At 38.5% G+C, this 25,802-nt stretch carries 22 protein-coding genes and 1 pseudogene; 4 read left to right on the top strand and 19 right to left on the bottom strand.

Annotated elements, in window-relative coordinates:
- Positions 1–31 precede the first annotated feature (31 nt).
- From clpP to ACFIKX_RS05675, 5 genes and pseudogenes are all read right to left on the bottom strand, one after another.
- Positions 32–664, bottom strand: a complete 633-nt coding sequence (clpP, locus tag ACFIKX_RS05695; RefSeq protein WP_375628986.1) for an ATP-dependent Clp endopeptidase proteolytic subunit ClpP — start codon at positions 662–664, stop codon at positions 32–34.
- 147 nt (positions 665–811) lie between these two features.
- A pseudogene (locus ACFIKX_RS05690) lies at positions 812–1,620 on the bottom strand (hypothetical protein).
- Between the two features lie 10 nt (positions 1,621–1,630).
- On the bottom strand, positions 1,631–3,007 hold the full coding sequence (gene trkA / locus ACFIKX_RS05685) for a Trk system potassium transporter TrkA (protein WP_375611279.1): 1,377 nt from the start codon (positions 3,005–3,007) through the stop codon (positions 1,631–1,633).
- 4 nt (positions 3,008–3,011) lie between these two features.
- Positions 3,012–4,370, bottom strand: coding sequence for a sigma-54-dependent transcriptional regulator (locus tag ACFIKX_RS05680; protein ID WP_375617700.1), 1,359 nt, complete (start codon positions 4,368–4,370; stop codon positions 3,012–3,014).
- Position 4,371: 1 nt separating this feature from the next.
- Complete coding sequence (locus ACFIKX_RS05675) at positions 4,372–6,639, bottom strand: ATP-binding protein (protein ID WP_375628984.1); 2,268 nt, start codon at positions 6,637–6,639, stop codon at positions 4,372–4,374.
- A gap of 172 nt (positions 6,640–6,811) precedes the next feature.
- Here ACFIKX_RS05675 and rirA point away from each other — a divergent pair, with 172 nt between their 5' ends.
- From rirA to ACFIKX_RS05660, 3 genes are read left to right on the top strand one after another with little or no spacing between them, the layout of a single operon-like run.
- Positions 6,812–7,255, top strand: coding sequence for an iron-responsive transcriptional regulator RirA (gene rirA, locus ACFIKX_RS05670; protein WP_375611276.1), 444 nt, complete (start codon positions 6,812–6,814; stop codon positions 7,253–7,255).
- A 24-nt stretch (positions 7,256–7,279) separates the two neighbouring features.
- Positions 7,280–8,470, top strand: coding sequence for a bifunctional 2-C-methyl-D-erythritol 4-phosphate cytidylyltransferase/2-C-methyl-D-erythritol 2,4-cyclodiphosphate synthase (locus tag ACFIKX_RS05665; RefSeq protein WP_375628994.1), 1,191 nt, complete (start codon positions 7,280–7,282; stop codon positions 8,468–8,470).
- Positions 8,467–8,955 (top strand): CinA family protein, encoded by a 489-nt coding sequence (locus ACFIKX_RS05660; RefSeq protein ID WP_375628982.1) that lies wholly within the window; start codon positions 8,467–8,469, stop codon positions 8,953–8,955. The genes ACFIKX_RS05665 and ACFIKX_RS05660 overlap by 4 nt, the downstream gene beginning before the upstream one ends.
- Positions 8,956–9,555: 600 nt before the next feature.
- On the opposite strand, the gene ACFIKX_RS05655 is transcribed toward ACFIKX_RS05660, so the two are convergent.
- The 14 genes from ACFIKX_RS05655 to tpiA form a co-directional block, all read right to left on the bottom strand.
- Positions 9,556–10,017: a type II toxin-antitoxin system RatA family toxin gene (locus tag ACFIKX_RS05655; protein WP_273791149.1), complete on the bottom strand. Its 462-nt coding sequence runs from the start codon at positions 10,015–10,017 to the stop codon at positions 9,556–9,558.
- A 2-nt stretch (positions 10,018–10,019) separates the two neighbouring features.
- Positions 10,020–10,982 (bottom strand): lipoyl synthase, encoded by a 963-nt coding sequence (gene lipA, locus ACFIKX_RS05650; protein WP_375611273.1) that lies wholly within the window; start codon positions 10,980–10,982, stop codon positions 10,020–10,022.
- Between the two features lie 67 nt (positions 10,983–11,049).
- Positions 11,050–12,510, bottom strand: coding sequence for a dihydrolipoyl dehydrogenase (lpdA, locus tag ACFIKX_RS05645; RefSeq protein WP_375628980.1), 1,461 nt, complete (start codon positions 12,508–12,510; stop codon positions 11,050–11,052).
- A gap of 225 nt (positions 12,511–12,735) precedes the next feature.
- Positions 12,736–14,079, bottom strand: coding sequence for a pyruvate dehydrogenase complex dihydrolipoamide acetyltransferase (locus ACFIKX_RS05640; RefSeq protein ID WP_375628978.1), 1,344 nt, complete (start codon positions 14,077–14,079; stop codon positions 12,736–12,738).
- Positions 14,080–14,093: 14 nt separating this feature from the next.
- Positions 14,094–15,461 carry a pyruvate dehydrogenase complex E1 component subunit beta gene (locus ACFIKX_RS05635; RefSeq protein ID WP_375628976.1) on the bottom strand — a complete coding sequence of 456 codons (1,368 nt, stop codon included), beginning with the start codon at positions 15,459–15,461 and terminating at the stop codon, positions 14,094–14,096.
- A 16-nt stretch (positions 15,462–15,477) separates the two neighbouring features.
- Complete coding sequence (gene pdhA, locus ACFIKX_RS05630) at positions 15,478–16,518, bottom strand: pyruvate dehydrogenase (acetyl-transferring) E1 component subunit alpha (RefSeq protein WP_375628974.1); 1,041 nt, start codon at positions 16,516–16,518, stop codon at positions 15,478–15,480.
- A 135-nt stretch (positions 16,519–16,653) separates the two neighbouring features.
- The gene (locus tag ACFIKX_RS05625) at positions 16,654–16,965 is read right to left on the bottom strand and encodes a septum formation initiator family protein (RefSeq protein WP_375612902.1); all 312 of its coding nucleotides are present in this window, start codon (positions 16,963–16,965) and stop codon (positions 16,654–16,656) included.
- Between the two features lie 214 nt (positions 16,966–17,179).
- Positions 17,180–17,323, bottom strand: coding sequence for a hypothetical protein (locus ACFIKX_RS05620; protein ID WP_375628972.1), 144 nt, complete (start codon positions 17,321–17,323; stop codon positions 17,180–17,182).
- Between the two features lie 371 nt (positions 17,324–17,694).
- The gene (locus ACFIKX_RS05615) at positions 17,695–18,102 is read right to left on the bottom strand and encodes a TM2 domain-containing protein (RefSeq protein ID WP_375612903.1); all 408 of its coding nucleotides are present in this window, start codon (positions 18,100–18,102) and stop codon (positions 17,695–17,697) included.
- A gap of 111 nt (positions 18,103–18,213) precedes the next feature.
- Entirely contained in the window at positions 18,214–19,485 is a 1,272-nt protein-coding gene (gene eno / locus ACFIKX_RS05610) for a phosphopyruvate hydratase (RefSeq protein WP_375628970.1), read from the bottom strand.
- Positions 19,486–19,556: 71 nt separating this feature from the next.
- Complete coding sequence (gene kdsA / locus ACFIKX_RS05605) at positions 19,557–20,393, bottom strand: 3-deoxy-8-phosphooctulonate synthase (protein WP_273791141.1); 837 nt, start codon at positions 20,391–20,393, stop codon at positions 19,557–19,559.
- Between the two features lie 36 nt (positions 20,394–20,429).
- Positions 20,430–22,058 carry a CTP synthase gene (locus ACFIKX_RS05600; RefSeq protein ID WP_375611264.1) on the bottom strand — a complete coding sequence of 543 codons (1,629 nt, stop codon included), beginning with the start codon at positions 22,056–22,058 and terminating at the stop codon, positions 20,430–20,432.
- Positions 22,059–22,187: 129 nt separating this feature from the next.
- Complete coding sequence (secG, locus tag ACFIKX_RS05595) at positions 22,188–22,640, bottom strand: preprotein translocase subunit SecG (protein WP_375628967.1); 453 nt, start codon at positions 22,638–22,640, stop codon at positions 22,188–22,190.
- 82 nt (positions 22,641–22,722) lie between these two features.
- Complete coding sequence (gene tpiA / locus ACFIKX_RS05590) at positions 22,723–23,487, bottom strand: triose-phosphate isomerase (RefSeq protein WP_375612907.1); 765 nt, start codon at positions 23,485–23,487, stop codon at positions 22,723–22,725.
- Positions 23,488–23,641: 154 nt separating this feature from the next.
- Here tpiA and ACFIKX_RS05585 point away from each other — a divergent pair, with 154 nt between their 5' ends.
- On the top strand, positions 23,642–25,531 hold the full coding sequence (locus tag ACFIKX_RS05585; RefSeq protein ID WP_375628965.1) for a peptidyl-prolyl cis-trans isomerase: 1,890 nt from the start codon (positions 23,642–23,644) through the stop codon (positions 25,529–25,531).
- The last annotated feature ends 271 nt before the right edge of the window (positions 25,532–25,802 follow it).

Here is a 25,802-nt window from a genome sequence, read left to right as displayed (position 1 = left end):
TTTAAAGTAGCTGTTTTTTCTATAAAAACTCTTAATCTTTTTCTTCTTTTTCAGTTTCTGCACGGTATTGTATAACATCATCAACTAAGCCAAACGCTTTGGCTTCTTCTGCTGTCATAAAATGATCGCGATCGAGAGTTCTCTCTATAACCTCATAATCTTGATTCGTATGTTGAACATAAATTTCATTTAAACGCCGTTTCATCTTTATAATATCTTGCGCATGTCGCTCAATATCTGAAGCTTGACCTTGAAAACCACCAGATGGTTGATGCACCATAATACGTGCGTTTGGCAATGTAAAACGATGACCTTTTGCTCCAGCCGTTAACAATAAAGACCCCATAGATGCCGCTTGCCCCATGCAAAGCGTAGAAACAGGAGGGCGAATAAACTGCATAGTATCATAAATAGCCATACCAGATGTTACGACACCACCTGGAGAATTAATATAAAGACTAATTTCTTTTTTAGGATTTTCCGCTTCCAAGAAAAGCAATTGTGCACAAACAAGCATTGCCATACCATCTTCAACAGGTCCATTAATAAAAATAATCCGTTCCTTTAAAAGACGGGAAAAAATATCATAGGCCCGTTCACCACGATTTGTTTGTTCAATAACCATAGGAACAAGGCTTAATGCTGTTTTCATTGGATCACTCATATTTTTACTTTCCGTTCATATAACAACCGCTCTTTACACATTCAATGTTTTTGTCCATATGTTAACATTACTCTCTTGTGCAAGCTACAATCAAGAGATTGTATAAGATAGATTAAAATCTCAATAGTTAAAATAGCAATAATAACTCTACCTAAACAAATGATGAACATCCGGAATGCGAGATACCGCCCAATGGTAAAAACTTCCTTCCTGAGGTCTTTTCGTGGTCTTTGTCTTTCTGTGAATATGAAAGCCTATCAAGCGTGAATCTGTAAGCGGCTTTACGCCAAAAGCTGGTTCAAAAATACGTTCAGTTTTTCGCCCAGTCCAATAATAAAAAGTTTCCTTTTCCTTTGCTTCATGAAAAAAACCATATCGTTTTGCTAATCGTGAAATACCATCATTGCCAAATATTGTAACGCCAAGATTTCCCGGTAAAATCGGCATTTTTTTCCTCTTTAACCAGAACGGTCTCCAAACACGACGCTTAAACCCAAGCCAATGAGGAATAATTTCTGTGCCAGCCCAATAATCCTCAAATATTTTTATAATAGGGTTATTGGGCGGAAAATAAAGTGCAGAAACGCCTACTCTTGTATTATTTTCTCTTGCCAACCAAACCTTATCCGCATCTGGATGAAATTGTTTAACAAGGTAAACATCTGTATCTAACCAAACACCTTGTTGATATTTCATCAGCATAACACGAAAAAAATCCGAGAACTGAACAATTGTACACCCTAGTTTATCATCAGAAAAATCGGGATCAAGGCGATAAATTGCTGAGCGTGGTAAAATTGATTCGGCTTCATGCAGCTCAACACCAGCAGGGAGATTATCTATTTTTTATCATAACTAAAAAGCTTAACGCGCTGTCCAGTTTTAACCATTGAAGACAAACAAAGCCTATCCACCAATCTTAATTGTCCACTATACCAAAAAGTACAAATATCCATAGATAATATATCAAAAATATTCTAAACTAACGCGAAAGAGTTGTTCAACATCACGAACCCTATCAGCAAGAGCAAAAATCACTATTCTATCACCAGACAAAATACGCGTATCTGCCGAAAGCTGTATTATTGTCTTATTGCGATAAATTGCACCAATTCTCAAACCATCTGATAAATTGAGCTCTGATAATGACTTACCAACCAATGAAGATGTTTGCATCACTTCAGCTTCAATAATTTCTGCTCGGCCATTAAAAACTGAATGAACAGAACGAATACGCCCACGGCGCATTTGTTGCAAAATTCTCGATATTGTAACGCTATGGGGATTAAGATATGCATCCACACCAACAGCACGACTAAATTCTTGATAGGCAACATTATTAATCAATACCATATTGGCTTTGCAGCCCAATCTTTTAGCAATAATAGCGCTTAAGAGATTAACCTGATCTTGATTGGTCAATGTAATCATTAAATCGGACTGATCAATTCCCGCATCTTGAAGAATCACTGGATCTAACACATTACCGTATAAAACTGTTGTTTTTTCAAGCTGATCAGCAATTGTGAGGGCTCTTTCTCTATGCGCTTCTATAATCTTCAATTTTAATTTATGGAAACGCTTTTCAATAGCCTGTGCAACATAAAGGCCAATGTGGCCACCCCCTGCAATAATCATGCGGTGGGCATCTTGTTCTTTATGACCAAAAAGCCCAACAGCACGACGCATCTGTTCACGAGAAACAACAAGATAGGTTATATCACCAACACGTAATTGCGTTTCTGAATGTGCAACCAATAATTCCGCGCCACGTTTAATAGCAGTAACCGTCGTATGAAGATCTGGAAAAAGCTCTGTTAATTGACGTAAAGGTGTATTAATAACTGGACAATCTTCCATGCATTCCAAAGCTAGTGCCACAATATCATCATTACAAAAATAAAGAACATCTATTGCACCAGGTAAAGCAATACGGCGCAAAACCATTTCTCCAACTTCAACTTCTGGCGAAATAACTACATCAATGGGAATATTCTCTCTGGAAAAAAGCGTCTTATAACGTGGTTCTAAATAAGATTGTGAGCGAATACGAGCAATTTTTGTGGGCACATTAAATAATGAATGTGCTACTTGGCAAGCTACCATATTAACTTCATCAAACAAAGTGACAGCAATCAACATATCAGCTTTGTCTGCATCTGCAGCCAAAAGAACTTCAGGCCGTGAACCGTGACCAACAAAACCTCTCACATCCAATGTATCGCGAATCTTTTCAATTAATCTCGTTTCAATATCAATAACAGTAACATCGTGATTTTCAGCAGCAAGACGCTCTGCTATCCCATAACCAACCTGTCCTGCTCCACAAATAATAATACGCATCGCTTTAAGAAACTCCAAGCGCTTTAAGTTTACGGTGCAAAGCTGAACGCTCCATGCCTATAAATTCAGCAGTACGTGATATATTTCCACCCAAACGCCCAATCTGCGCCACTAAATATCTCTTTTCAAATAATTCTCGAGCTTCACGTAACGGCAAATCCATTATACTTTCATCTGAATCCATTTGAAGACGTGGCAAGGAATCACTTACTTCACTGGGAAGAAAGTCCGCTGTTATAGGACCATCCCCATCCCGCACAAGAATAAGAAGACGCTCAATATTATTACGTAATTGCCGCACATTACCCGGCCAAGCGTGCGTTTGCAAAATAGCAATCACATCATCACTGATTGCACGCGGTTTAATCCCAACCTGCTGTGATATTGTTTTTACAAAATGATGTACAAGTTCTGGAATATCTTCACGACGCGCTGAAAGGGGCGGAACAACAATAGGAACAACGGAAAGACGGTGAAAAAGATCCTCCCTAAAGCGCCCATCAGAAATGAGGTTTTCAAGATTTTGCGCTGTCGAAGAAATGATACGGACATCCACCTTAACACGTTTTGTGCCGCCAATTCTCTCAAATGTTTGCCCCGTTAAAACCCGAAGAATCTTCCCTTGAGTCTCACGCGGCATGTCAGCAATTTCATCAAGATATAAGATACCGCCATGAGCTTCCTCTAAGGCACCAATTTTACGCTCTCTTCCCTCCATTTCGCTGCCAAACAGCTCTATTTCCATTCTTTCCGGAGTAATCGTTGCAGCATTTATTGTAACAAATGGCCCATTCGAACGCGTTGAGAGCGCATGAATAGTTCGTGCAACAGTCTCTTTTCCTGCACCTGAAGGACCTGTTATCATGATGCGACTATTGGTTGGTGCTACTTTTTCTATGATTTGACGCAAATTTTTTATAACTGTCGATTTTCCGAGCAACTCTAATGTCTCGTTCGAACGCTTTCGCAATTCTAAAAGCTCACGTTTTAAATTTGAATTTTCAAGTGTTCTCTCTGCAACCAATACAAGTCTATCAGCTTTAAAAGGTTTTTCAATGAAATCATATGCCCCTCGCTTTATAGCGGAAACAGCCGTCTCAATATTACCATGACCAGAGATCATAACGACCGGAAGAGCCGGATATTGTGTTTTAATTTCATCAAGCAGTGCTAAACCATCGAGACGACTACCCTGTAGCCAAATATCCAAAAAAATGAGCTTTGGAATACGCTCACTAATTTGAGCCAATGCTTCATCAGAGTTACAAGCAACACGCGTTTCATAACCTTCATCATCTAAAATACCAGCAACAAGCTCACGAATATCTGCTTCATCATCAACAATCAAGATATCTGATACCATACTATTCCCCTATCTTATGATTTATGGCTTGTATAATATTACCCTGCTTACCCCCATCCGCTGGAAATATCAAACGGATCATCGCACCACGACCTTCATAAAAACTCTTCGGTGCATCATGAAGCTCCATGAAACCACCGTGATCTTCAATAACTTTGCGCACAATAGCTAACCCCAGCCCTGTTCCTTTTTCCCGCGTTGTTATATAGGGTTCTAATAACTTTTGTCTTTGCTCTTTAGGAAGTCCTTTCCCGTTATCAACAACATCCACAACCACCCATTCTTCCTGACGATAAGAACGGATAAGAATATGACCGTGAATATTTTCCTCTCGCATAACTGAATCTATGGATTCGCTCGCGTTTTTGATAACATTGCAAAAAGCCTGTACAATGAGACGGTTATCAAATGCACCCATAAGTGGTAGAGTTCCTAAATCTTGCTCAAAATGAATATCATGTCGCGTCACTTCTATCAAGAAACATGCTTCGCGCAACAATTCTCGTATATCTAAAATATGCATTTTGGGTTTGGGCATACGTGCAAAAGAGGAAAACTCATCAACCATACGCCCAATATCTCCAACCTGCCGAATAATTGTGTCAATACACCGCTCAAAGACCTCTCTATCTTGTGTAATAGCTTTGTTATAACGTTTACGAATGCGTTCAGCGGATAACTGAATAGGTGTAAGAGGATTTTTAATTTCGTGTGCAATACGCCGCGCAATATCCGCCCACGCCGCTGTACGTTGCGCTGCAACAAGGTCTGTAATATCATCAATTGTTAGAACCCAAGATTGCCCTTGTCCATCATCCTCCTCCATCGTAACTTGGACATTACAGACACGCTCTTTTCCTGCAACGTTTAAAGTGACCTGCTCACGATGGTTTTTACGATCCAATGAACGCACAAACTGAAAAACCTGCCAAATTTCAGCGCTTAAAGATAAAAGACTTTTTCCAACAACGTGCTCTGAGCGAATATCAAACATCGCTTCAATAGACCGATTGATAATGGTGATATCACCATTATCATCTATCCCTGCTACTCCCGCTGTTACACCCGATAACACAGCTTCAGAAAAACGCCGTCTTTCATCAATTTGATCACGCACTGCAATCAATTCATTACGCCGACTTTTCAATTCACTGACCATGTAATTAAAAGTTTTGGATAATTGCCCAATATCTCCATCTTTTGCTCGTACTGGCACGAAAATTTCCATATTTCCAGAAGCAACATCATCGGCAGCACTAATGAGAAGACGAATAGGACGTACTAAGCGATCAGCAACAGCAATAGCAGCCCAAATGGCTGATAAGAATAAACTAAAAAAAAGACACAAATAAAGCATACCAAATGCAATCTGTGTCAGCAGGCGATTTTCATTTAAATCACGATAACGATCTGTATTAACTTCTGTCAAACGCAAAGCAGATAAAACACCTTTATCAACGTCACGCACCAAATATAAAAATGTGTTTGGAATATTGGTAAATTTTAAAATAATACCAAAATAATCATGAACGCCTGGTTGAAAAGAAAAAGGTCTCGCACTGGTTGCACGTTCAATAAGATGAGAAGGAGGAATTGGCAGTTTATCTTCATCACCAAGAGCACTCGATACAAAAATAGCTCCACTAGAACTTAACAAAAATGCACCACGCAAATTGCGTCCTAGAGCATGACGCGTCAATTGCATCCTATATTCAGCTGAATTACGTTCTAAGAGTTTTTTGTTATCAAGTGCAAATGCCATCGCGTAGGATAAATTTTTTAAATTTTGGAGCATTTCATCTGCATAAGCATTTGCTAAATCAATAGAAGAGCCCACAATTTGCCGCGTTGTTGTATCAAACCATCGATCAAGTCCCAAATTTAGTGCTGGACCCGATACAAGAGCTACAGCAACAGCTGGCATTGTCGCAACAAGTGCAAACAATGAAATAAGGCGCACATGAAGACGCGATCCTGCACGCCTTGAACGCCAAGCACGAATGATCGGTATCATCTCATAAAAAACGATGACAATAAGCCCTAAAACCCAAAAACTATTAATTCCTATAAGAATAAGGGTTACTGTTCTACTGGGAACAACAGGAGTTAATCCAATAAGAATAATAAATGAAACAGAGGCCGTAAGTAAAGCCAATACAATAATTGTAATCCCTAAAAAAATATATACCTTACTTAAACGATACAACTCATCGTTATAAGTATTTTTATCTATGTCTTGAAGATTCGTCACAGATGTTATATTCGTCATGAGCTTACATACCCTTATCCCATTATTCTCATATAACCTTTTGTAGCAAAAATTGACAATACTAATACTACATTTAAAATAGGCAAATATAGTCAACGAGAAAAAACTTCTACATTTTGCAAAATATCTTTAAAATAGACTGTGTTCGACGATACTTTACGAAGGAAATGAGATGCGATTAACAAAACAAACAAATTATGCTCTTCGAATGCTCATGTATTGTGCAGATAATCAGGGAACTCTCAGTCGTGTGCCAGAAATTGCTAAAGCATATGCCGTTTCAGAGCTTTTTTTATTTAAAATCCTTCAGCTGCTTGTTCAAGCAGGTTTTATACAAACAGTGCGTGGACGCAATGGTGGAGTTAGATTGGCTAAACCCGCAGCAGAGATTTCAGTCGCGGATGTTGTGAAAGTAACAGAAGACAACTTTTCCCTCGCAGAATGTTTCGATACTGCAGAACCAACTTGCCCCTTGTTTGATTTTTGTGGTTTAAATACCGCACTTCAAAAAGCATTAAATGCTTTTTTTGAGGTGTTATCCGTGATATCCCTTGCTGATCTACAACAACCATCCTTTCAAAATCATTTTAAAATTAATGACAAAAAAGCAAACTAAGATTATAATACAAGGAGATTAAGTATTTCTATTGCAGCAATAATATTAGCCGCTGGACGGGGTGAAAGAGCAGGATCTCCCCATAAAATTCCAAAACAATATCGGCTTCTAGGGCAAAAGCCAATTATTTATCATACCTTGCATTGTTTTTTGCAGCATCCAGCTATCACAACAATTATTCTTGTTATTCATCCAGAAGATCGTCAAATCTGTGAACAAGCTATTGACGATTTTAAAGAGCGCCTTATTATCGTTGAAGGAGGCAATACACGTCAAATCTCTACCTTATATGGACTTCAGGCACTCAAAAAATTTGCCCCCCAATATGTGCATATTCATGATGGTGCACGCCCTTTTATCGAAAACAAGCTTCTTAATAACATTCACAACACTATCACGCCTCAAGAAGGTGTTCTTCCTGTTCTGCCCATCTCTGATACCCTTAAACGTATAAATAATCAGCATGTTTTAGAAACAATTCCCCGTACCCATCTTTATAGTGCACAAACTCCACAGTGTTTTCCCTTTGAACATATCTTAGCGGCCCATAAACAAGCAAAACAAGCTTGCAAACAAGAATTCACTGACGATTGCGCAATTGCCGAATGGTTTGGAATTCCTATGCGTACCGTTCCTGGAGATCCTAACAACATAAAAATTACATGGCATGAAGATTTTAATACTGCACATTTATATCTCCAAAAGAAAATGCAAATATTTCCTGATATTCGTACCGGCAATGGTTATGATGTTCACTCTTTTGAGGATGGTGATTTTCTTATATTATGTGGTATAAAAATCCCTTTTCATAAAAAATTAAATGGACACTCCGATGCGGATGTTGCTCTTCATGCATTAACAGATGCCCTTCTTGCAACTCAAGGTGCTGGAGATATCGGTACACATTTTCCTCCCTCTGATCCTCAATGGAAAAATGTATCATCAGAAATTTTTCTCCATCATGCTCTTGATATTATAAAACAAGCAGGTGGTCGTATCGCCAATGTTGATATCACAATTATCGCTGAAAATCCTAAAATTGGTCCCTATCGTCATGCCATGACAGAAAATCTTATGACAATACTTTCAATGACACCTGATCGAATCTCTATCAAAGCAACAACAAATGAAAGGCTTGGATTTATTGGTCGTGGTGAAGGAATTGCTGCTCTTGCAACAGCGAGCGTTCTTTATTCAGGAGAACTTCCCCAATGACATATCTTTGTGAAAAACAAGCACATGAAGTCCTTAATACCTTTCGCCAAAAAGGTTTGCTGTTAACAACTGTAGAGTCTTGTACAGGGGGACTCATTGCTGCATGCCTCACAAATATAGCAGGATCATCAGATGTTCTCGATTGTGGATTTGTTGTTTATTCAAATGAATCTAAAACACGCCTTGTTGGCGTTTGTGCTGAACTTATAAAAACCTATGGTGCCGTTTCAAAAGAAGTTGCTCTTGCAATGGCTGAGGGTGGATTAAAACATTCACAAGCTGACATTGCAGTTTCTGTAACAGGAATTGCTGGTCCAGGAGGTGCAAGTCTTGATAAACCTGTAGGACTTGTGCATTGCGCAGTAGCTTATAAAAACCACTCCCCCCTGCACAAAGAAATGCACTTTGCTCATCTTAATCGCAATGCTATCCGCCATGCAACTGTTGAAAATGCTTTTAAAATGATTCTGGAATTGCTTCACTGAATTCCCCATACTAATTTCAAAATTCTTTATTCCCCATCGAGTCTATAATCGTCAACATCTTGAAAAAATTTTATTGTATCACAACTTGAAAATGAACGATCTGACTAGCGTAAAATTATCTCACTTTAGTCCTGTGTAGGTTGAATTAATCAAATTTATTCACTTACACGCCACAAGAGAAAAAACTGTAGTAAATAAAATGATTAATGAAAGGAAAACTTGTACCTCTCTCTCAAGTGCTAAGAGCTGGTACAACATCTTGAGAGATGGCAAATAAATGATACAGGAGAACTTCTTCATAAGTGTACAGATGTAGATTTTATATACTTTTACGAGAATCTATACTATTTATTATGAGCACTATTATGAAATGGGTATGACGCAAGCATGTTCTATTTGGGCGTTTTGTTTAACGAGTGTGCATCCATTAAAAAAGAGAGAAACAAAAGCATGAAGCTGTGCATCATCTTCATCATTTAAAATGATATTCCCTCAATATGCTTTTGAAAGCTGAATTAAAAACAAATAGTAAAGATGGAAACCGGTTTTCACCTTCACGCTGTTTAAGCAATACGTATTGTTAAAAAATAACAGAATAGACTATGTTACCGTAGAGCCATAAATCTGATGCGCACGCTTCTCAAAAGCCTCGGTAAATTTACGAAACGCAATATCAAACATTGAGCCCATCACTAATCCAAGCGTTTTACTTTTAAATTCATAATCAATAAAAAACTCTACATTACATGCATTGGTATTTTCAATATCATGAAAGGCCCAACGATTTTCAAGATATTTGAATGGACCATCAATATATTTAACTTCTATAAGACTTTTTTCCGGCTGAAGAAATACTTGAGTCGTAAAAGTTTCACGAATAATCTTATAGCCAACGGTCATATCCGCAAGAAGCAATATTTTTTTTCCATATTCTTTTCGAGAACGTATTATTAAAGACTCACACATTGGTAAAAATTCAGGATAACGCTCAATATCTGAAACCAGATCAAACATTTCACTGGCACTATGGGTGATCTGCCGATGTATTGTAAAAATCGGCATAATTATCTCTGTAAGGAAAATTTTTCATCACGCGCTTTTTGCAAAATGGCAAAATCATCTCCAGCATGATGAGATGAACGCGTTAGAGGATTGGAGGCCATATGTAAAAATCCTTTTACTTTACCAATCTTGGCAAAAGACTCAAATTCTTCAGGAGGCACAAAACGAACAACTGGATGATGTTTTCGTGTAGGCTGCAAATATTGTCCAATTGTCATAAAGTCAACATCAGCAGCGCGCAAATCATCCATCAATTGCAAAACTTCATTTCGCTCCTCCCCAAGGCCAACCATAATTCCCGATTTTGTAAAAATTGTTGGATCAAGTTCTTTAACACGTTGTAATAAACGAATTGAATGAAAATAACGTGCCCCTGGACGGACCTTCAAATATTTAGAAGGAACTGTTTCTAAGTTATGATTAAAAACATCAGGCTTAGCAGCAACAACAACTTCTAAAGCGCCATCCTTATGACGAAAATCAGGTGTAAGAACTTCAATTGTTGTTTTAGGAGTTTTTTGACGAATCGCATAAATAACTTTTGCAAAATGCTCAGCACCACCATCAGCAAGATCATCACGATCAACAGATGTAATGACAACATGTTTTAATTCCATCCGTGCAACAGCATCAGCGACACGTTCTGGCTCATTATCATCAACGGCAAGTGGAATACCTGTTGCAACGTTACAAAAAGCACAAGCACGCGTACATATTTCACCTAAAATCATAAAGCTAGCATGCCTCTGGCTCCAACATTCGCCAATATTAGGACAACCAGCTTCTTCACATACAGTCACTAACTTATGCGTACGTACAATACCATGTGTTTCCTTATAAATTGGTGATGTTGGCGCTTTTACACGAATCCAATCTGGCTTTTTTTGAACGCTTGTATCAGGACGATGTGCCTTTTCAGGATGACGCAATCGTCTATTTGCAACTCTATCAACAACCGTAACCATGTAAGCCTTTGCCTTATAAATACGAAGTAACAATCAAAAATATAAAATTTTTCATACAATCCAGTCATCAAGCGTTTAAAACTTGACCATAAGCATCTAATACACTTTCTTTCATCATTTCCGATAAGGTCGGATGTGGAAAGACAGTATGCATTAATTCTTCTTCTGTTGTTTCAAGATTCATAGCAATAACAAAACCCTGTATCAATTCTGTTACCTCAGCCCCTACCATATGGGCCCCGAGAAGCTGTCCTGTTTTTTTATCAAAAATCGTTTTTACTAACCCCTGATCTTCACCCAAAGCAATCGCCTTACCATTCGCAGCAAAAGAATAACGACCAATACGTATATCATAACCTGCTTCTTTTGCAGCCACTTCTGAAAGCCCTACAGAAGCAACCTGTGGTGTACAATATGTACACCCTGGAATTTTTCTTTTATCAAGCGGATGAGCACTCTTCAAACCTGCAAGATGCTCAATACATATCACACCTTCTTCTTCTGCTTTATGGGCCAACATAGGAGGACCTGCTACATCACCAATAGCATAAATGCCTTCCACCCCCGTCCAACTCCATTCATCAGTTACAATGCAGCCGCGATCGGTTTTTATTCCCAAAGCTTCTAAACCAAGATTCTCAATATTACCTTGCACCCCAACAGCGGAAATCAACCGGTCAACAGTCATTGACTCTATTTTACCTTGAACATCAATATGTACACTTACAGAATCGGAAGATTTTTCAACCTTTGTTACTTTTGCTTGACGAAGAATGCGTAAACCTTTTTTCTCTAACTGTTTACGAGCAAACGTTGAAATTTCAATATCTTCAGCAGGCATGATATGGGGCATCATTTCAACAACAGTTACTGTCGCCCCCATATCATGATAAAAAGAAGCAAATTCAATGCCAATAGCCCCAGACCCTATAACCAAAAGCGATTTTGGCATTGCTGGCGGTATCATAGCTTCAAAATAAGTCCAAATGAGTTTTCCATCTGGCTCAATACCAGGAAGGACACGAGGACGTGCGCCCGTTGCAATAATGATATGCTTTGCTTGATAAGTTCCCTCCCCTAACGTCCCTTTAGGGACTGGATTTTGCGGTTGCATAATCGGTTTGGAGGATGAAGAAACCATAATTTCCGCAGGAAGGCTTCCCTTTGCTTCTTTAGTAAGCTTTGCTTCACCCCAGATAATATCAATTTTGTTTTTTTTCATTAAAAAACCAACACCAGCATTTAAACGTGCTGAAACACCGCGTGAACGTGCCACAACATCTTTGATGTTTGCCTCAATTGAACCATTAATTTTTAGTCCATAATTTTTCGCATGTTCAGCAAAATGTTTCATTTCCGCTGAACGTAGAAGGGCCTTTGTGGGAATACATCCCCAATTTAAACAGATCCCTCCCAAATGTTCACGTTCAACAATCGCAGTCTTAAAGCCACATTGTGCTGCACGAATTGCGGTTACATATCCGCCTGGACCTGATCCAATCACAATTACATCATAAAGATTTGCCACAGTAATTCCTCCATGGATATATATATAAAATGGATATGCATTTTTTGAACTTAAGACTGAAAATGAACATAACAGAATTATCTTATGTCTCTATACTCTAAGCTTTCTATAAATGCTTTACCCAAACTAGAAACAGCAATACCTCTGCTCTTCAAACTCTTTAAATTTGTTTTTATTCTCTTAAATACACTCTCTCACAATTTACGTGAAGAACTGTTAAACAGTTCAAACCAACATTGCTAATGGATTTTCAATCATCTTCTTAAAAGTCCGCGCGAGCTCTGCTGCTAAAGCACCATCGACAGCACGATGATCCGCAGAAAGCGTAACTGACATAACTGTCGCAACAACTAATGCACCATTTTTAACAACGGCGCGTTGCTCCCCTGCACCAATCGCAAAAATCGTCGCATGCGGTGGATTAAGAATAGCCGAAAAACTTTTTATACCATACATCCCCATATTTGATACAGCTGTTGTTCCACCCTGATATTCTTCCATTTTTAATTTGCCCTCGCGCGCACGCTTTGCAAAATCCTTCATCTCTTTGGAAATAAGTGATAACGGCTTTTTCTCTGCATGGCGAATAATCGGTGTAATTAATCCATTGGGAATAGAAACAGCAACCCCAACATCACAATGTTTATGATGAAGCATCCCGCCTTCAAGCCAAGAAACATTCGCATCAGGAACCGCTTTCAAAGAAAGTGCGACAGCTTTGATCACCATATCATTAACAGAAATCTTATAAGTAGGCTGAGTTTCTTCCTGCCCCTTAACCATTGGAGCAGCAGCATTTAGTTGTGTACGCAGTGCTAATAGCGCATCAAGTTCACAATCTACCGTTACATAGAAATGTGGGACTCTCTGTTTTGATTCCACCAAACGTGTCGCGATTGTTTTACGCATATTATTATGGGGAGCGAAGCTATATTCATCCTCTTTGAAGAGTTTCAATATCTGTTTGTCCGAAGCACCTGTAGCTATTAGCTCCCCTATCGATGATGAATAAGACACTTTAGACATATCGCTGCTCACAGCTTTTTCTACATCGCGCTTAATAATGCGCCCATGCGGACCACTTCCAGAAATAAGGGATAAATCAAGACCTGCCTGAGATGCTAATCGCCGCGCTAAGGGAGAGGCAAAAAGACGAGCTTCCTTTTTATCTTGCTGTATTAATTGCCCAGTTGATGATTCATGAGACATTTTTATTCCCTTTGAGTCCGTCTGTTTCAGAGAATCTGTCTGTTTGATGCCCTCTGGTTTTTGTCTTGTAGAAGAAGAGATTTCTTCTGCAACTTTTGCAGCTTCAGCTAAATCTTCACCTTCTTCTGCTAAAACAACAATTAAAGCATTTACTTTAACGCCTTGTGTTCCAGCAGGAACAACAATTTTAGCAACCCTACCTTCATCAACGGCTTCGACTTCCATTGTCGCTTTATCCGTCTCAATTTCAGCAATAACATCACCAGAGGAAACCTTATCTCCCTCCTTAATATTCCATTTTGTTAAATTTCCCTCTTCCATCGTAGGGGAAAGCGCTGGCATTGTAATTTTAATGGGCATTATGCTTTCCTCCGTTATGCTCTGTATGTCACAGCCTTAACGGCCTCAATGATTTCAGCAGTATTAGGCAAAGCCAACTTCTCAAGATTAGCGGCATAAGGCATCGGAACATCTTTGCCAGAAATCGTAGCAATTGGCGCATCAAGATAGTCAAAAGCCTGCTGCATAACACGCGTTGCTATTTCAGTTCCCACGGATGACTGAGGAAATCCCTCTTCAATTGTTACCAAACGACCTGTTTTTTTAACTGAAGAAAGAATTGTTGGAAGATCCATCGGGCGAATGGTTCGTAAATCAATCAATTCAACATCAATACCAAGTTTTTCAATTTCTGGTAATGCTTCAACCGCGTAATGCATTCCAATCCCACATGCAACAATTGTCACATCTTGTCCAGACTTATGAATACGCGCCTTACCAATAGGTAAAACAAAATCATCGAGTTGAGGAACATCAAATTGATGCCCGTACAAAATCTCATTTTCAAGGAAAACAACAGGATTATCATCACGAATAGCAGCTTTCAGCAAACCTTTTGCATCTGCAGCGCTATAAGGCATAACAACTTTCAGACCTGGTATATGACTATACCATGCTGCATAACATTGAGAATGTTGAGCACCAACACGGGCAGCCGCACCATTGGGACCTCGGAAAACCATAGGAGCGGTCATTTGTCCACCAGACATATAACGTGTCTTGGCTGCTGAGTTAATAATTTGGTCCATCGCCTGCATCGCAAAATTAAAGGTCATAAACTCGACAATAGGACGTAACCCACCAAAAGCAGCCCCGACAGCCAGCCCAGCAAAGCCGTGCTCTGTAATGGGGGTATCAATAACTCGGCGTTCTCCGAATTCTTCCAACAAACCTTGACTAACCTTATAGGCACCTTGATATTGCGCAACTTCTTCCCCCATAAGAAAAACTGTTTCATCACGCCGCATTTCTTCAGCCAAAGCCTGATTAAGCGCTTCACGAACTGTCATTGTAACCATTTGTGTTCCCGCTGGAATATCAAAATTAAGAGATGTATCAAAAGTAGGAGCAGCCTGCGGAACTGACAAAGGCAGAGAAAGAGAAGATTCCTTAGGTTTTTGTGCTGTATCAGTAGGTTGCGAAATATCCTCAGCACGCTCACCTTCTTCTAACAAAATTGCGATAACAGTGTTAACCCTTACGCCATCTGAACCTTCAGGCACAAAAATTTTACCAAGAGTACCTTCATCAACGGACTCTACTTCCATTGTAGCCTTATCCGTTTCAATTTCAGCAATAACATCGCCAGAGCTAACCTTATCACCTTCTTTCTTGAGCCATTTAGACAGTTTACCTTCTTCCATAGTTGGTGAAAGCGCCGGCATCAAAATATCAATAGACATACTTGCTTCCCTCGCATCAAACTAAAATATCAGTATAGAGCTCAGAAGCATCTGGCTCTTGATCACTTTGTGCAAAATCTACCGCATCAGCAACAATTGCACGGACCTCTTTCTCAATAGATTTTAAATCGTCTTCGCTCGCCCAATTTTTTTTAAGAATCCGACTTTTTACTTGATCAATCGGATCGTGCTCCTCTTTTATTTTTTGGACTTCTTCCTTTGAACGATATTTTGCTGGATCAGACATGGAATGACCACGATAGCGATAGGTCTGCATATCAAGAATGATCGGTCCTTTACCTGAGCGTGCCCAAGAAATTGCTTTATCAGCAGCTCCTTTTACTGATCGAACATCCATACCGTCAACAACAATACCTGGAATTTCAAAAGAAAGACCACGTCGGGAAAAATCAGTTTCTGCAGATGCACGTGAAACTGACGTTCCCATAGCATACTGATTGTTTTCAATAATATAAACAACGGGAAGCTTCCAAAGTGAAGCCATATTAAAACTCTCGTAAACCTGCCCCTGATTTGCAGCACCATCACCAAAATAAACCAATGTCACATTATCTTTACCAAGGTACTGATTCGAAAATGCCAAACCTGAACCAATGGGAACCTGCGCACCAACAATACCATGTCCCCCATAAAAGTTCTTTTCTTTAGAGAACATATGCATCGAGCCACCTTTCCCTTTGGAAAAGCCACCTTGACGTCCCGTTAATTCTGCCATAACACCACGCGGACTCATCCCAACGGCTAACATATGACCATGATCACGGTAAGACGTAATAACCTGATCACCTTCTTTTGCCGCTTTCAATGTTCCTATAACAACGGCTTCCTGACCAATATAAAGGTGACAAAATCCCCCAATAAGCCCCATACCATAAAGTTGTCCTGCTTTTTCTTCAAAACGGCGAATTAAAAGCATTTCACGATAGGCATCAATTTCTTCTTCTTTTGTAAAATCTGCTATTGGTGCTTTCTTTGTGGTGCTTGATAATGCAGTGCGCGCCGCCGACGCAGAATTTTTTTTAAGTCGTTCTGCCATATTAAACTCCCTTTTATGATTATTTAGGAATAACCTTTACGAACAAAAGTTACAAGCCTTATCAATCGGCTTAAACAATATCATTGCTGATTGTTGTTTAAATTAAGCGATTTTTCATTTACCTTTGGTATCATTTCAAGGTATTAAGATTGTCAATTCATTTGGCTTAGAAAAGTTCAAATTCTTTCGGACATACTCATCCAACATATCTTTTTCTATATGCCCATTGCGTAAAAGAGAAATACGCTTTTCCATGAATATCCGCTCAGCTTCTATTTCATGAAGCTCCTTTTCTAATTCGCTAATATGCTGATTAACTTCACTGCGTGAATACAATCCATACTCACCATGATAAATGTGATAACTGAAATAGCTTAAGACTCCCACCGTCATAAGAGGTAGTACAAAGCGTACTTTGATTGATCGACGTTTCTGCTTTGTCCACATAAAATAGCACAGTCTTTACAGCACAAATTTCTTGATATTTTGCCCAACTATGCATGATTTTGATTAATACCTCATTACCAAATCTACACCAAAATAATTTGTTATTTCAATTTATCCCCCCCTTAATACGATCAAAGTAAGTTGAATGCCTCACTTTTTATATTATAAATATTGGATATCCTCTAATTTGTAGCTTTTTTCCTAAAATTTCCTATTAAAATGAAGATAAAATCAACGGTATCCCCTCTGCTTGGTGGTTTTTTCCTAACCAATTCCAATCCTCAAATTGATAACGCTTATCATCACCTCCCAAAACGAAATAAACCCCTTGATTTTGAACAATAATTTTACTCTTCATCCTTACCCACGCTCCTTATGTGTTATTCATAAAGAGATTATTTCTAATTTGATAATATGCGGATTAACCTCACGGTGTAAATACAATTTGTAGCAGCCGTAATAAACGTGAAATTAGGATAGTTTGGAGCCTCCAATAATCCAATGCTATCCACTGCTATAAGCAGAAAAATAATGCACGCCTTAATTAATTTGCGTCTTTTCTTTACCCGTATAAAATAGCATTGCCTTTTTCAATACTTTTACTTAGCTATACATGTTTTTTAATATCTCATATCAAATAAATATAGTACAATAATTTTGCATAATGCAACTTAATTATTTATAAAAATAAAAAGCGAACTGAATTACTTTCTCTTTATTATAAAATTTTTAAAAATCTGTAATCTGATTCCCATCTTTATCCGTAAATCTTCCTCCAAGAATGACTATAAAATCAACAACTGCCCAAATTCCGGTAATTATCAATCCAAACAATGATAAAGATAGAACCAGCATTAAAGCACCAGTCCTAACTTTACCAACCATAAAGCGATGGACACCAAAGATACCTGCAACCCAACAAAGCAGTGCGAACATTATCTTTGTGTTCTCTGTACCTGGTCTCAACAATGGGAAAACAGAACTGACAACACCTCCTTCACAGACAAAATCAACAGCATTACCAATCCTTGGTGGATTCTTTCCCAACCAATCCCAAGTCGCAAACTGATAACGTTTACCATCATCACCCGAAACGAGATAATTTCCTTGATCTTGACTAATAATTATACCTCTCATCTTAATCCCTATAAATTTAAACACTTAAAAATTATTGCGTATATGCCTTTGATAAGAAATATCAATTTCATAATCTAAATGATCTTATACTTTCATATTTTGTGCTCACAACTATACACGATATAAATCACCAGCATAATGCGCTTGGGCTCCTAGCATTTCTTCAATACGAATAAGTTGATTGTATTTTGCTAATCTATCCGAACGTGCAAGAGAACCTGTTTTAATTTGTCCACAATTCGTTGCAACAGCAAGATCTGCAATGAAAGAATCCTCTGTCTCGCCTGAACGATGAGATATAATGGCACGATAACCTGCTTTATGTGCTACTTCTACAGCATCAAGTGTTTCACTCAATGTACCAATTTGATTAACTTTTATGAGAATAGAATTGCCTACCCCCATTTTGATACCATCACGCAAACGTGCTGAATTCGTTACAAACAAATCATCGCCAACAAGCTGACATTTTTCTCCAATTGTGTCAGTAAGTAGCTTCCAACCTTCCCAATCATCCTCTGCCATTCCATCTTCAATTGTAATAATAGGATAATTTTTCACAAGCTGCGCTAAATAATCTACCTGCTCTTGGGTGTCTCGGCATTTCCCCTCACCTTTATAAAAATACGAACCATTTTTATAAAATTCGGTTGAAGCACAGTCTAAACCAATGGCAATTTGTTCACCTGGTTTATAACCACATATCATGATAGATTCCATAATAAAATCAATTGCTTGATCAGCACTTTTAAATTGAGGAGCAAAACCACCTTCATCACCAACATTGGTATTATAACCCGCATCTTTTAAACGCTTTTTTAATGCATGGAAAATCTCAGCGCCATAACGGATAGCTTCTTTTACAGTAGGAGCTCCTATAGGAATAATCATAAACTCTTGAAAATCAATCAAATTATCAGCATGAACACCACCATTAATAATATTCATCATGGGGGTTGGAAGAATATGCGCTTGTGTACCACCAATATAACGATACAAAGGTAAATTTAATGAATCCGCAGCTGCTTTTGCAACAGCTAATGAAACACCAAGAAGTGCATTGGCACCAAGACGGGCTTTGTTTGGCGTTCCATCCAAAGCAATCATTGCTTGATCAATAGCAATTTGATTTGTTGCATCCCGCCCACCAAGTTCTTCAAGAATTTCGCCATTAACTGCAGCAACCGCTTTTTCAACACCTTTCCCTTGATAGCGCAAACCACCATCACGAAGCTCTATAGCCTCGTGTGCTCCTGTTGAAGCTCCCGAAGGAACCAGAGCGCGACCAAAAGCTCCATTCTCCAAATGAACATCAACTTCTACCGTTGGATTACCACGGCTATCAAGAACTTCACGCCCAATGATATCGACAATTATAGTCATATGTGTTTCCTTATCCAATAAAAGTCTCGATTCATTTATAAAGCCCTATTAATGAAATATTTTTTCTCTTCTCAACTCAACTTTTTTGACAGATAATCAAATTCCATTAAAGTCTCAAGCAATCTTTGTAAATCATCAACTTTAACCATATTGGGTCCATCAGAAGGTGCATTATCTGGATCTTGATGTGTTTCTAAAAAAATACCAGCTACCCCAACAGAAACAGCTGCACGCGCTAAAATTTCAACAAATTGACGCTGCCCACCAGATGAAGCCCCCTGCCCCCCAGGTTCTTGAACAGAATGCGTTGCATCAAAAATAACAGGAGCACCAAATGAACGTAAAATAGGCAACGAACGCATATCAGAAATAAGTCGGTTGTAACCAAATGACGTGCCTCGCTCACAAAGCATAACATTCGGATTACCACTGTAAACAACCTTTTTTAAAACATTCTCCATGTCCCACGGCGCTAAAAACTGACCTTTTTTAATGTTAATAACACATTCTGTTTTGGCGGCTGCTACCAAAAGATCTGTTTGACGACATAAAAAAGCCGGTATTTGTAAAATATCAACTGTAGAAGAAACAATTGTACATTGCTCTTCTGTATGCACATCAGTTAATATGGGACAATTAAACTCTTTTTTTAAATCAGAAAAAATGGACATTGCTTTTTCAAGACCAATACCACGTGCCGCCCCCAAAGAGGTTCTGTTGGCTTTATCGTAACTTGATTTATAAACAAACCCGATACCAAGCTGATCGGTAATTGTTTTAATACGACCAGCCATTTCAAAAGCATGATCACGACTTTCCATCTGACACGGCCCTGCAATTAATGAAAGAGGCATTTCATTTGAAAAAATCATATTTCCAACTTTCACACGGGCATTTGGTTTAGTCATTTTATCCCTCAAAAGCAAAGTAACCCAATTTATGCATTAAACTAATCGACTTTGTTCTACAGCAGCTTCAATAAAAGAAGAAAAAAGCGGATGTGGATCAAAAGGACGGGATTTTAATTCTGGATGATATTGAACACCAATAAACCATGGATGATCTACATATTCTATCGTTTCTGGTAAAATACCATCAGGAGACATCCCAGAAAAAATCAAACCACACTGTTCTAACTTATCCTTATAATCAATATTGACCTCATAACGATGACGATGTCGCTCGACAATCTTGGTCACCCCATAAATTTGAGCAATATGACTCTCTTCTTTTAATTCAGCAGCAAAAGCACCAAGGCGCATTGAACCGCCGAGATCACCATTTCTTGTACGTTTTTCAAGAACGTCTCCTTTAAGCCATTCTGTCATTAAACCTACAATTGGATTGTCTGTTTCACAAAACTCACTTGATGAAGCATTCTCAATCTGTGCAATATTGCGCGCAGCTTCTATACAAGCTAATTGCATCCCAAAACAAATCCCTAAAAATGGAACTTTACGCTCTCGCGCAAATTGAATTGCTCGAATCTTCCCTTCTGCCCCTCGTGCCCCAAAAGCACCTGGAACCAAAATTCCATGGGCTTTTTGTAAAGCTGAAACAGAATCTTCTTTTTCAAAAAGCTCCGAATCAATCCACTCAATATTAACCTTCACTCTATTCGCTAAACCACCATGCGCAATCGCTTCAATAAGAGATTTATAAGCATCCTTTAAGCCCGTATATTTTCCCACAACAGCAATCGTAACTTCTCCTTCAGGATGGTGAATACGATGCGTAATATCTTCCCAACGATCCATCTTGGGGGAAGGTGCCGAATCGATTCCAAAAGCGCAAAGAACTTCAGAGTCCAAACCCTCCTTATGGTATGCCATAGGAACATCATAAATTGTTGGCATATCTAATGCCTGAATGACTGCATTGGAGCGAACATTGCAAAAAAGTGATAATTTGCACCGTTCTGTTTCTGGAATAGATCGATCTGCACGTACAAGCAAAATATCAGGAGAAATACCAACTGCTTGCAATTCTTTGACAGAATGTTGTGTTGGTTTCGTTTTTAATTCACCTGCTGAAGGAATATAAGGCATTAATGTGAGATGGACATAAACGACATTTTGTCTCGGTAGCTCATTGCGAAGCTGACGAATCGCTTCTAGAAAAGGCATTGCTTCAATATCACCAACCGTTCCACCTATCTCACACAAAACAAAATCAAATTCTTCATTTCCCATCGTAATGAATCTCTTAATTTCATCTGTAACATGAGGGATAACTTGGACTGTTGCCCCCAAATAATCACCACGCCGCTCTCGTTCAATGATATTGCGATAAATACGCCCTGTTGTAATATTATCTTGGCTATTTGCAGAACGCCCAGTAAAACGCTCATAATGACCAAGATCAAGATCCGTTTCTGCACCATCATCGGTCACAAATACTTCACCATGTTGATAAGGTGACATCGTACCTGGATCAACATTTAAATAAGGATCAAGTTTGCGAAGACGTACGCGATAGCCACGAGCCTGTAATAACGCTGCTAACGCCGCCGCTGCGATGCCTTTTCCAAGGGAAGAAACCACACCACCAGTAATAAAAACATAACGTGCCATGGGCTTATGGTGATAAGCAATTTATAATGATTTTTCCAGCAAAAAATGCAAAAAGAAACAATTTTTCTTCTAAAATAAAAAAGGCGAAAAAAATCACCTTTTTTAAAAAGTCTATGTTTTCTTAAAAAACTATTTTGTACTGTTATCGGGAACTGTATTTTCAAGAACCTGAGGAACTGGACTTTCTGCTTCAGGATTTGTGGACTGTTTCTGTTCCTGCGAAGAATTCGAAGTGCCTCCTAGCTGTTCAAGAATAGAAGGGGAAGACTCACCACCTGACGATGGGACTGATCCTGAGTCTTTATTGGTAGAATTCTGTTCTGAATTAACCGGTATACGCTTTAAGATATCAGAACTAGAATTTGATATATTACTCACCACGGTAAGTCCAATAGACACAACAAAAAAACAACAGGCTAAAATAGCAGTCAAACGTGTTAAAGGGTTTCGAGATCCACGAGTTTTCATCAACCCTGAGCTATTACTCACACCTAGCCCACCACCTTCTGAAGGTTGAATTAATATAACACCAACCAAAGTAATCACAATCAAAAAATGAATAACTATAAGTACTGTTTGCATAAACCCTGCTCTTCAAATAACTCTTTAATAGCTATTTACACATAAATAACGCACAATCCAAGGGGAAACTCAAATTTCTCTGCTATAGTTTACGACAAACATCGCAAATAGTTAAAAAATCAATCGCTTTTAAGCTTGCTCCACCTATCAAAGCACCATTAACATGAGCAATGCTTAAAAGCTCAAATGCATTGGATGGTTTTACGGATCCACCATAAAGCAAACGTATCTTATTGCCTTCATCACCAAAACGAGAGCGCACCCTATCACGAATGAAATGATGTACTTTTGCAATATCTTCTGGAGTCGCTGTATTGCCGGTGCCTATTGCCCAAACTGGTTCATAAGCGATAATGGTATTCTCTGCTGTTGCATCATCTGGGAGAGATTCTTCAAGCTGCTGCGTGAGAATATCCAGTACTTTATTATTATTACGCTCCTCCAATGTTTCACCAATACATACAAGAGCCACAAGACCTGCTCGCCACGCAGCTTGCACTTTGGCACAGACAATCGCATCATTTTCCTGGTACACTGTACGACGTTCTGAATGCCCAATAATAACATGACTTGCTCCCGCTTCTTTAAGCATAAAAGCTGAAATATCTCCAGTATAAGGACCATGATCATCAAAGTGACAATTTTGTCCTCCTAAAAGGAGATTTTCACCATTCAGCGTATTAGAAGCACGCGATAAAAGCGTTGCTGGAACACAAATTAGGGCTTCAAATAGATGACCTAGATCAGAGCTAACGCCTGTAGCAATAGCACGCAACTCTCCAAGCGATTCACTCGTTCCATTCATTTTCCAATTTCCAGCAAGAAAAGGCCGAATATTTTGAGACATATTTTCACCTCAAGAGCTTTTACAATACATTGTTTATCTGTAGTTACCAAATTATAAAATGAAAGCAAGTCTTTAAAGCTTGCATCTTTCATCTCTTTATTGCAAATTCCATTACAGCTTTGATAATAACTCACATTAAAAATGGACTTGAACAATGCTTGACATCATAAGAAATGCTACAAATTCTTGGATTTTTAGAATTTTCCTTGCTATTTTACTCTTATGCTTCATTCTTTTATGGGGGGTACCGCAGTTACACAAAAAAAGTGAAAGAGATCTTATTACTTCTGGAAAGTCCACAGTAACTGTCGATGATTATCGTCTTGCACTCGCCGATAAAAGCGCACGTTTAGCATATGCTGCTCATCTTGGACGAATGTTTACAACAAATGAAATGCAGCAATACCAAATTCCTGCTTTTGTATTTAATCAATTACAACAAAATGTACTGCTTGATGAACAAGCACGTAAAATGAAAATAAGTCTTTCAAAAGATACAATAGCTCATACGATTGGTTCTGATAAGATGTTCCAGGTAAATGGCACTTTTGATAAAAACTTGTTTTATAACTATCTTCAGCATTTACGTATTAGTGAAAGTGCTTTTCTTAATTATTACACCAAACAAGAAAAGCGTAATCAGCTTATTGCTGCTTTACTTTCTGATATGAAGGCACCAAATCTCTTTTATAAAGCACTTGCTCTTTATCAAGGAGAAATGCGTATTGCTGATTATCTCGTTATTGATCTAAAAGAAAAGGAAACAATTGCTGATCCTGATTACGAAACATTACAAAAATGGTTTGAAACACATCAAAGTCAATTTCGTGCTCCAGAATACCGTACTGTCTCTTTGCTATCTATGGAACTTAATGATTTTGTAAAACCTAAAGATATCTCAACAGATGAGGCGAAAGCCTATTATACACAAAATGCTTCACGTTTTGTAACGCCTGAAAAGCGTACATTCGAAGAACTGCGATTCCCCTCACGCGAAGAAGCCGATAATGCAGCAAAAAAAATAGCTGATGGATTGAGTTTTGATGAACTGGTAAAAGCTGAAAAAAAGACTCTTAATGACATAAAAAAAGGTCCTCTCGCAGAAAATGAACTTCCTAATCATCTGACAACTGAAATTTTTGAACTTCAACAAGGCCAAGTCAGTCCTGTGATCAATGACTTACAGGGACCTGTTCTCATTCGCGTTACGCATATTGAACCTTCAAGCTCTCTTCCTTTTGAAAGTGTAGAAGAAAATATTCGCCAAACACTTGCCAAAAATCGTGCTACTGATGATATCCATAACAATTATGCTGCCATTGAAAATGCTCGTTTTGAGGGAGCTTCTCTCAAAGAGTTAGCTGACCAATACAAGTTATCTTTGCGCACAATTACTATTGATAAAACGGGAAAAACGTTTGAAGGTGCAATACTCACGGATTTACCTCAAAAAGATATTTTACTGAATGCCATCTATCAATCAAACGAAGGAGTCGATCTTGATCCTCTCTCTTTTCAAAATGGTGGATATCTCTGGTACAAGGTCGATAAAATTATTCCTGCCCGCGATAAGACACTTGAAGAGGCTAAGCTAGATGTTCTTTCTCAATGGAAAAATGAGGAAATCCAACGTCTTCTTGATGAAAAAGCCCAAAATGCTCTCAAACAGCTCACAGAAGGAAAAAGTCTTGTTGCTCTTGCTCATACCCTTGGTGTTACAAAACAAACAACACCCGCCCTCCGGCGTCAAGACGCATCTGAAATCCTTGGCGTTGAAGGGATTAAAGCATTATTTGCTGCTCCCAAAGGTCATTATGGCATCATAAAAGGTCCGGTTGCAACAAACCGTATCATTTATCAAATAAAGACTGTAACCATGCCTAAAGATATCACGTCTCATACTCTTTCAACTGAGGTCCGCGCCAATATAGATATGATGATAAGAGAAGATCTCAAGCTAGAAATGCTACAAGTTGCCAATAAAGAACATCCTTTGGAAATTAATAGCACAAATTATAATCAGATCTTTAACGCTCTCCAATAAAAAGATTGTGCATAATTTTAAGAACTTATTGATAAAGTTTTCATCAGCTCTTCTTCTATAGTTGAAGAGGTAAGACGGATTTCTTGTCTGCATATCTTAGGATCAGCGTTTGTATAATGATTCATTTTCTCGCAAAACAGTGCATGTATGGATTTGCGAGAAAATAGTCAATGGAATGTAGAATCGTTTTTGCAATGCATTAAAAAACATTATCCATCCAAAAGGTTGTAAAGGTTGCCGCCCATTAAGCTATAAATATCATCCCTATCGT

The organism is Bartonella sp. CM86QHHN (assembly GCF_042194695.1).
Classification (GTDB): domain Bacteria; phylum Pseudomonadota; class Alphaproteobacteria; order Rhizobiales; family Rhizobiaceae; genus Bartonella.
This window is presented reverse-complemented; position numbering and strand designations above follow the sequence as displayed.

What these genes read in the sequence shown, in the direction of transcription:
- clpP (WP_375628986.1), bottom strand. Translation starts at nt 664, where the DNA reads ATGAGTGATCCAATGAAAACAGCATTAAGCCTTGTTCCTATGGTTATT.
- trkA (WP_375611279.1), bottom strand. Translation starts at nt 3,007, where the DNA reads ATGCGTATTATTATTTGTGGAGCAGGACAGGTTGGTTATGGGATAGCA.
- ACFIKX_RS05680 (WP_375617700.1), bottom strand. Translation starts at nt 4,370, where the DNA reads ATGGTATCAGATATCTTGATTGTTGATGATGAAGCAGATATTCGTGAG.
- ACFIKX_RS05675 (WP_375628984.1), bottom strand. Translation starts at nt 6,639, where the DNA reads ATGACGAATATAACATCTGTGACGAATCTTCAAGACATAGATAAAAAT.
- rirA (WP_375611276.1), top strand. Translation starts at nt 6,812, where the DNA reads ATGCGATTAACAAAACAAACAAATTATGCTCTTCGAATGCTCATGTAT.
- ACFIKX_RS05660 (WP_375628982.1), top strand. Translation starts at nt 8,467, where the DNA reads ATGACATATCTTTGTGAAAAACAAGCACATGAAGTCCTTAATACCTTT.
- ACFIKX_RS05655 (WP_273791149.1), bottom strand. Translation starts at nt 10,017, where the DNA reads ATGCCGATTTTTACAATACATCGGCAGATCACCCATAGTGCCAGTGAA.
- lipA (WP_375611273.1), bottom strand. Translation starts at nt 10,982, where the DNA reads ATGGTTACGGTTGTTGATAGAGTTGCAAATAGACGATTGCGTCATCCT.
- ACFIKX_RS05640 (WP_375628978.1), bottom strand. Translation starts at nt 14,079, where the DNA reads ATGCCCATTAAAATTACAATGCCAGCGCTTTCCCCTACGATGGAAGAG.
- ACFIKX_RS05635 (WP_375628976.1), bottom strand. Translation starts at nt 15,461, where the DNA reads ATGTCTATTGATATTTTGATGCCGGCGCTTTCACCAACTATGGAAGAA.
- pdhA (WP_375628974.1), bottom strand. Translation starts at nt 16,518, where the DNA reads ATGGCAGAACGACTTAAAAAAAATTCTGCGTCGGCGGCGCGCACTGCA.
- ACFIKX_RS05625 (WP_375612902.1), bottom strand. Translation starts at nt 16,965, where the DNA reads ATGTGGACAAAGCAGAAACGTCGATCAATCAAAGTACGCTTTGTACTA.
- ACFIKX_RS05620 (WP_375628972.1), bottom strand. Translation starts at nt 17,323, where the DNA reads ATGAAGAGTAAAATTATTGTTCAAAATCAAGGGGTTTATTTCGTTTTG.
- ACFIKX_RS05615 (WP_375612903.1), bottom strand. Translation starts at nt 18,102, where the DNA reads ATGAGAGGTATAATTATTAGTCAAGATCAAGGAAATTATCTCGTTTCG.
- eno (WP_375628970.1), bottom strand. Translation starts at nt 19,485, where the DNA reads ATGACTATAATTGTCGATATCATTGGGCGTGAAGTTCTTGATAGCCGT.
- kdsA (WP_273791141.1), bottom strand. Translation starts at nt 20,393, where the DNA reads ATGACTAAACCAAATGCCCGTGTGAAAGTTGGAAATATGATTTTTTCA.
- ACFIKX_RS05600 (WP_375611264.1), bottom strand. Translation starts at nt 22,058, where the DNA reads ATGGCACGTTATGTTTTTATTACTGGTGGTGTGGTTTCTTCCCTTGGA.
- secG (WP_375628967.1), bottom strand. Translation starts at nt 22,640, where the DNA reads ATGCAAACAGTACTTATAGTTATTCATTTTTTGATTGTGATTACTTTG.
- tpiA (WP_375612907.1), bottom strand. Translation starts at nt 23,487, where the DNA reads ATGTCTCAAAATATTCGGCCTTTTCTTGCTGGAAATTGGAAAATGAAT.
- ACFIKX_RS05585 (WP_375628965.1), top strand. Translation starts at nt 23,642, where the DNA reads ATGCTTGACATCATAAGAAATGCTACAAATTCTTGGATTTTTAGAATT.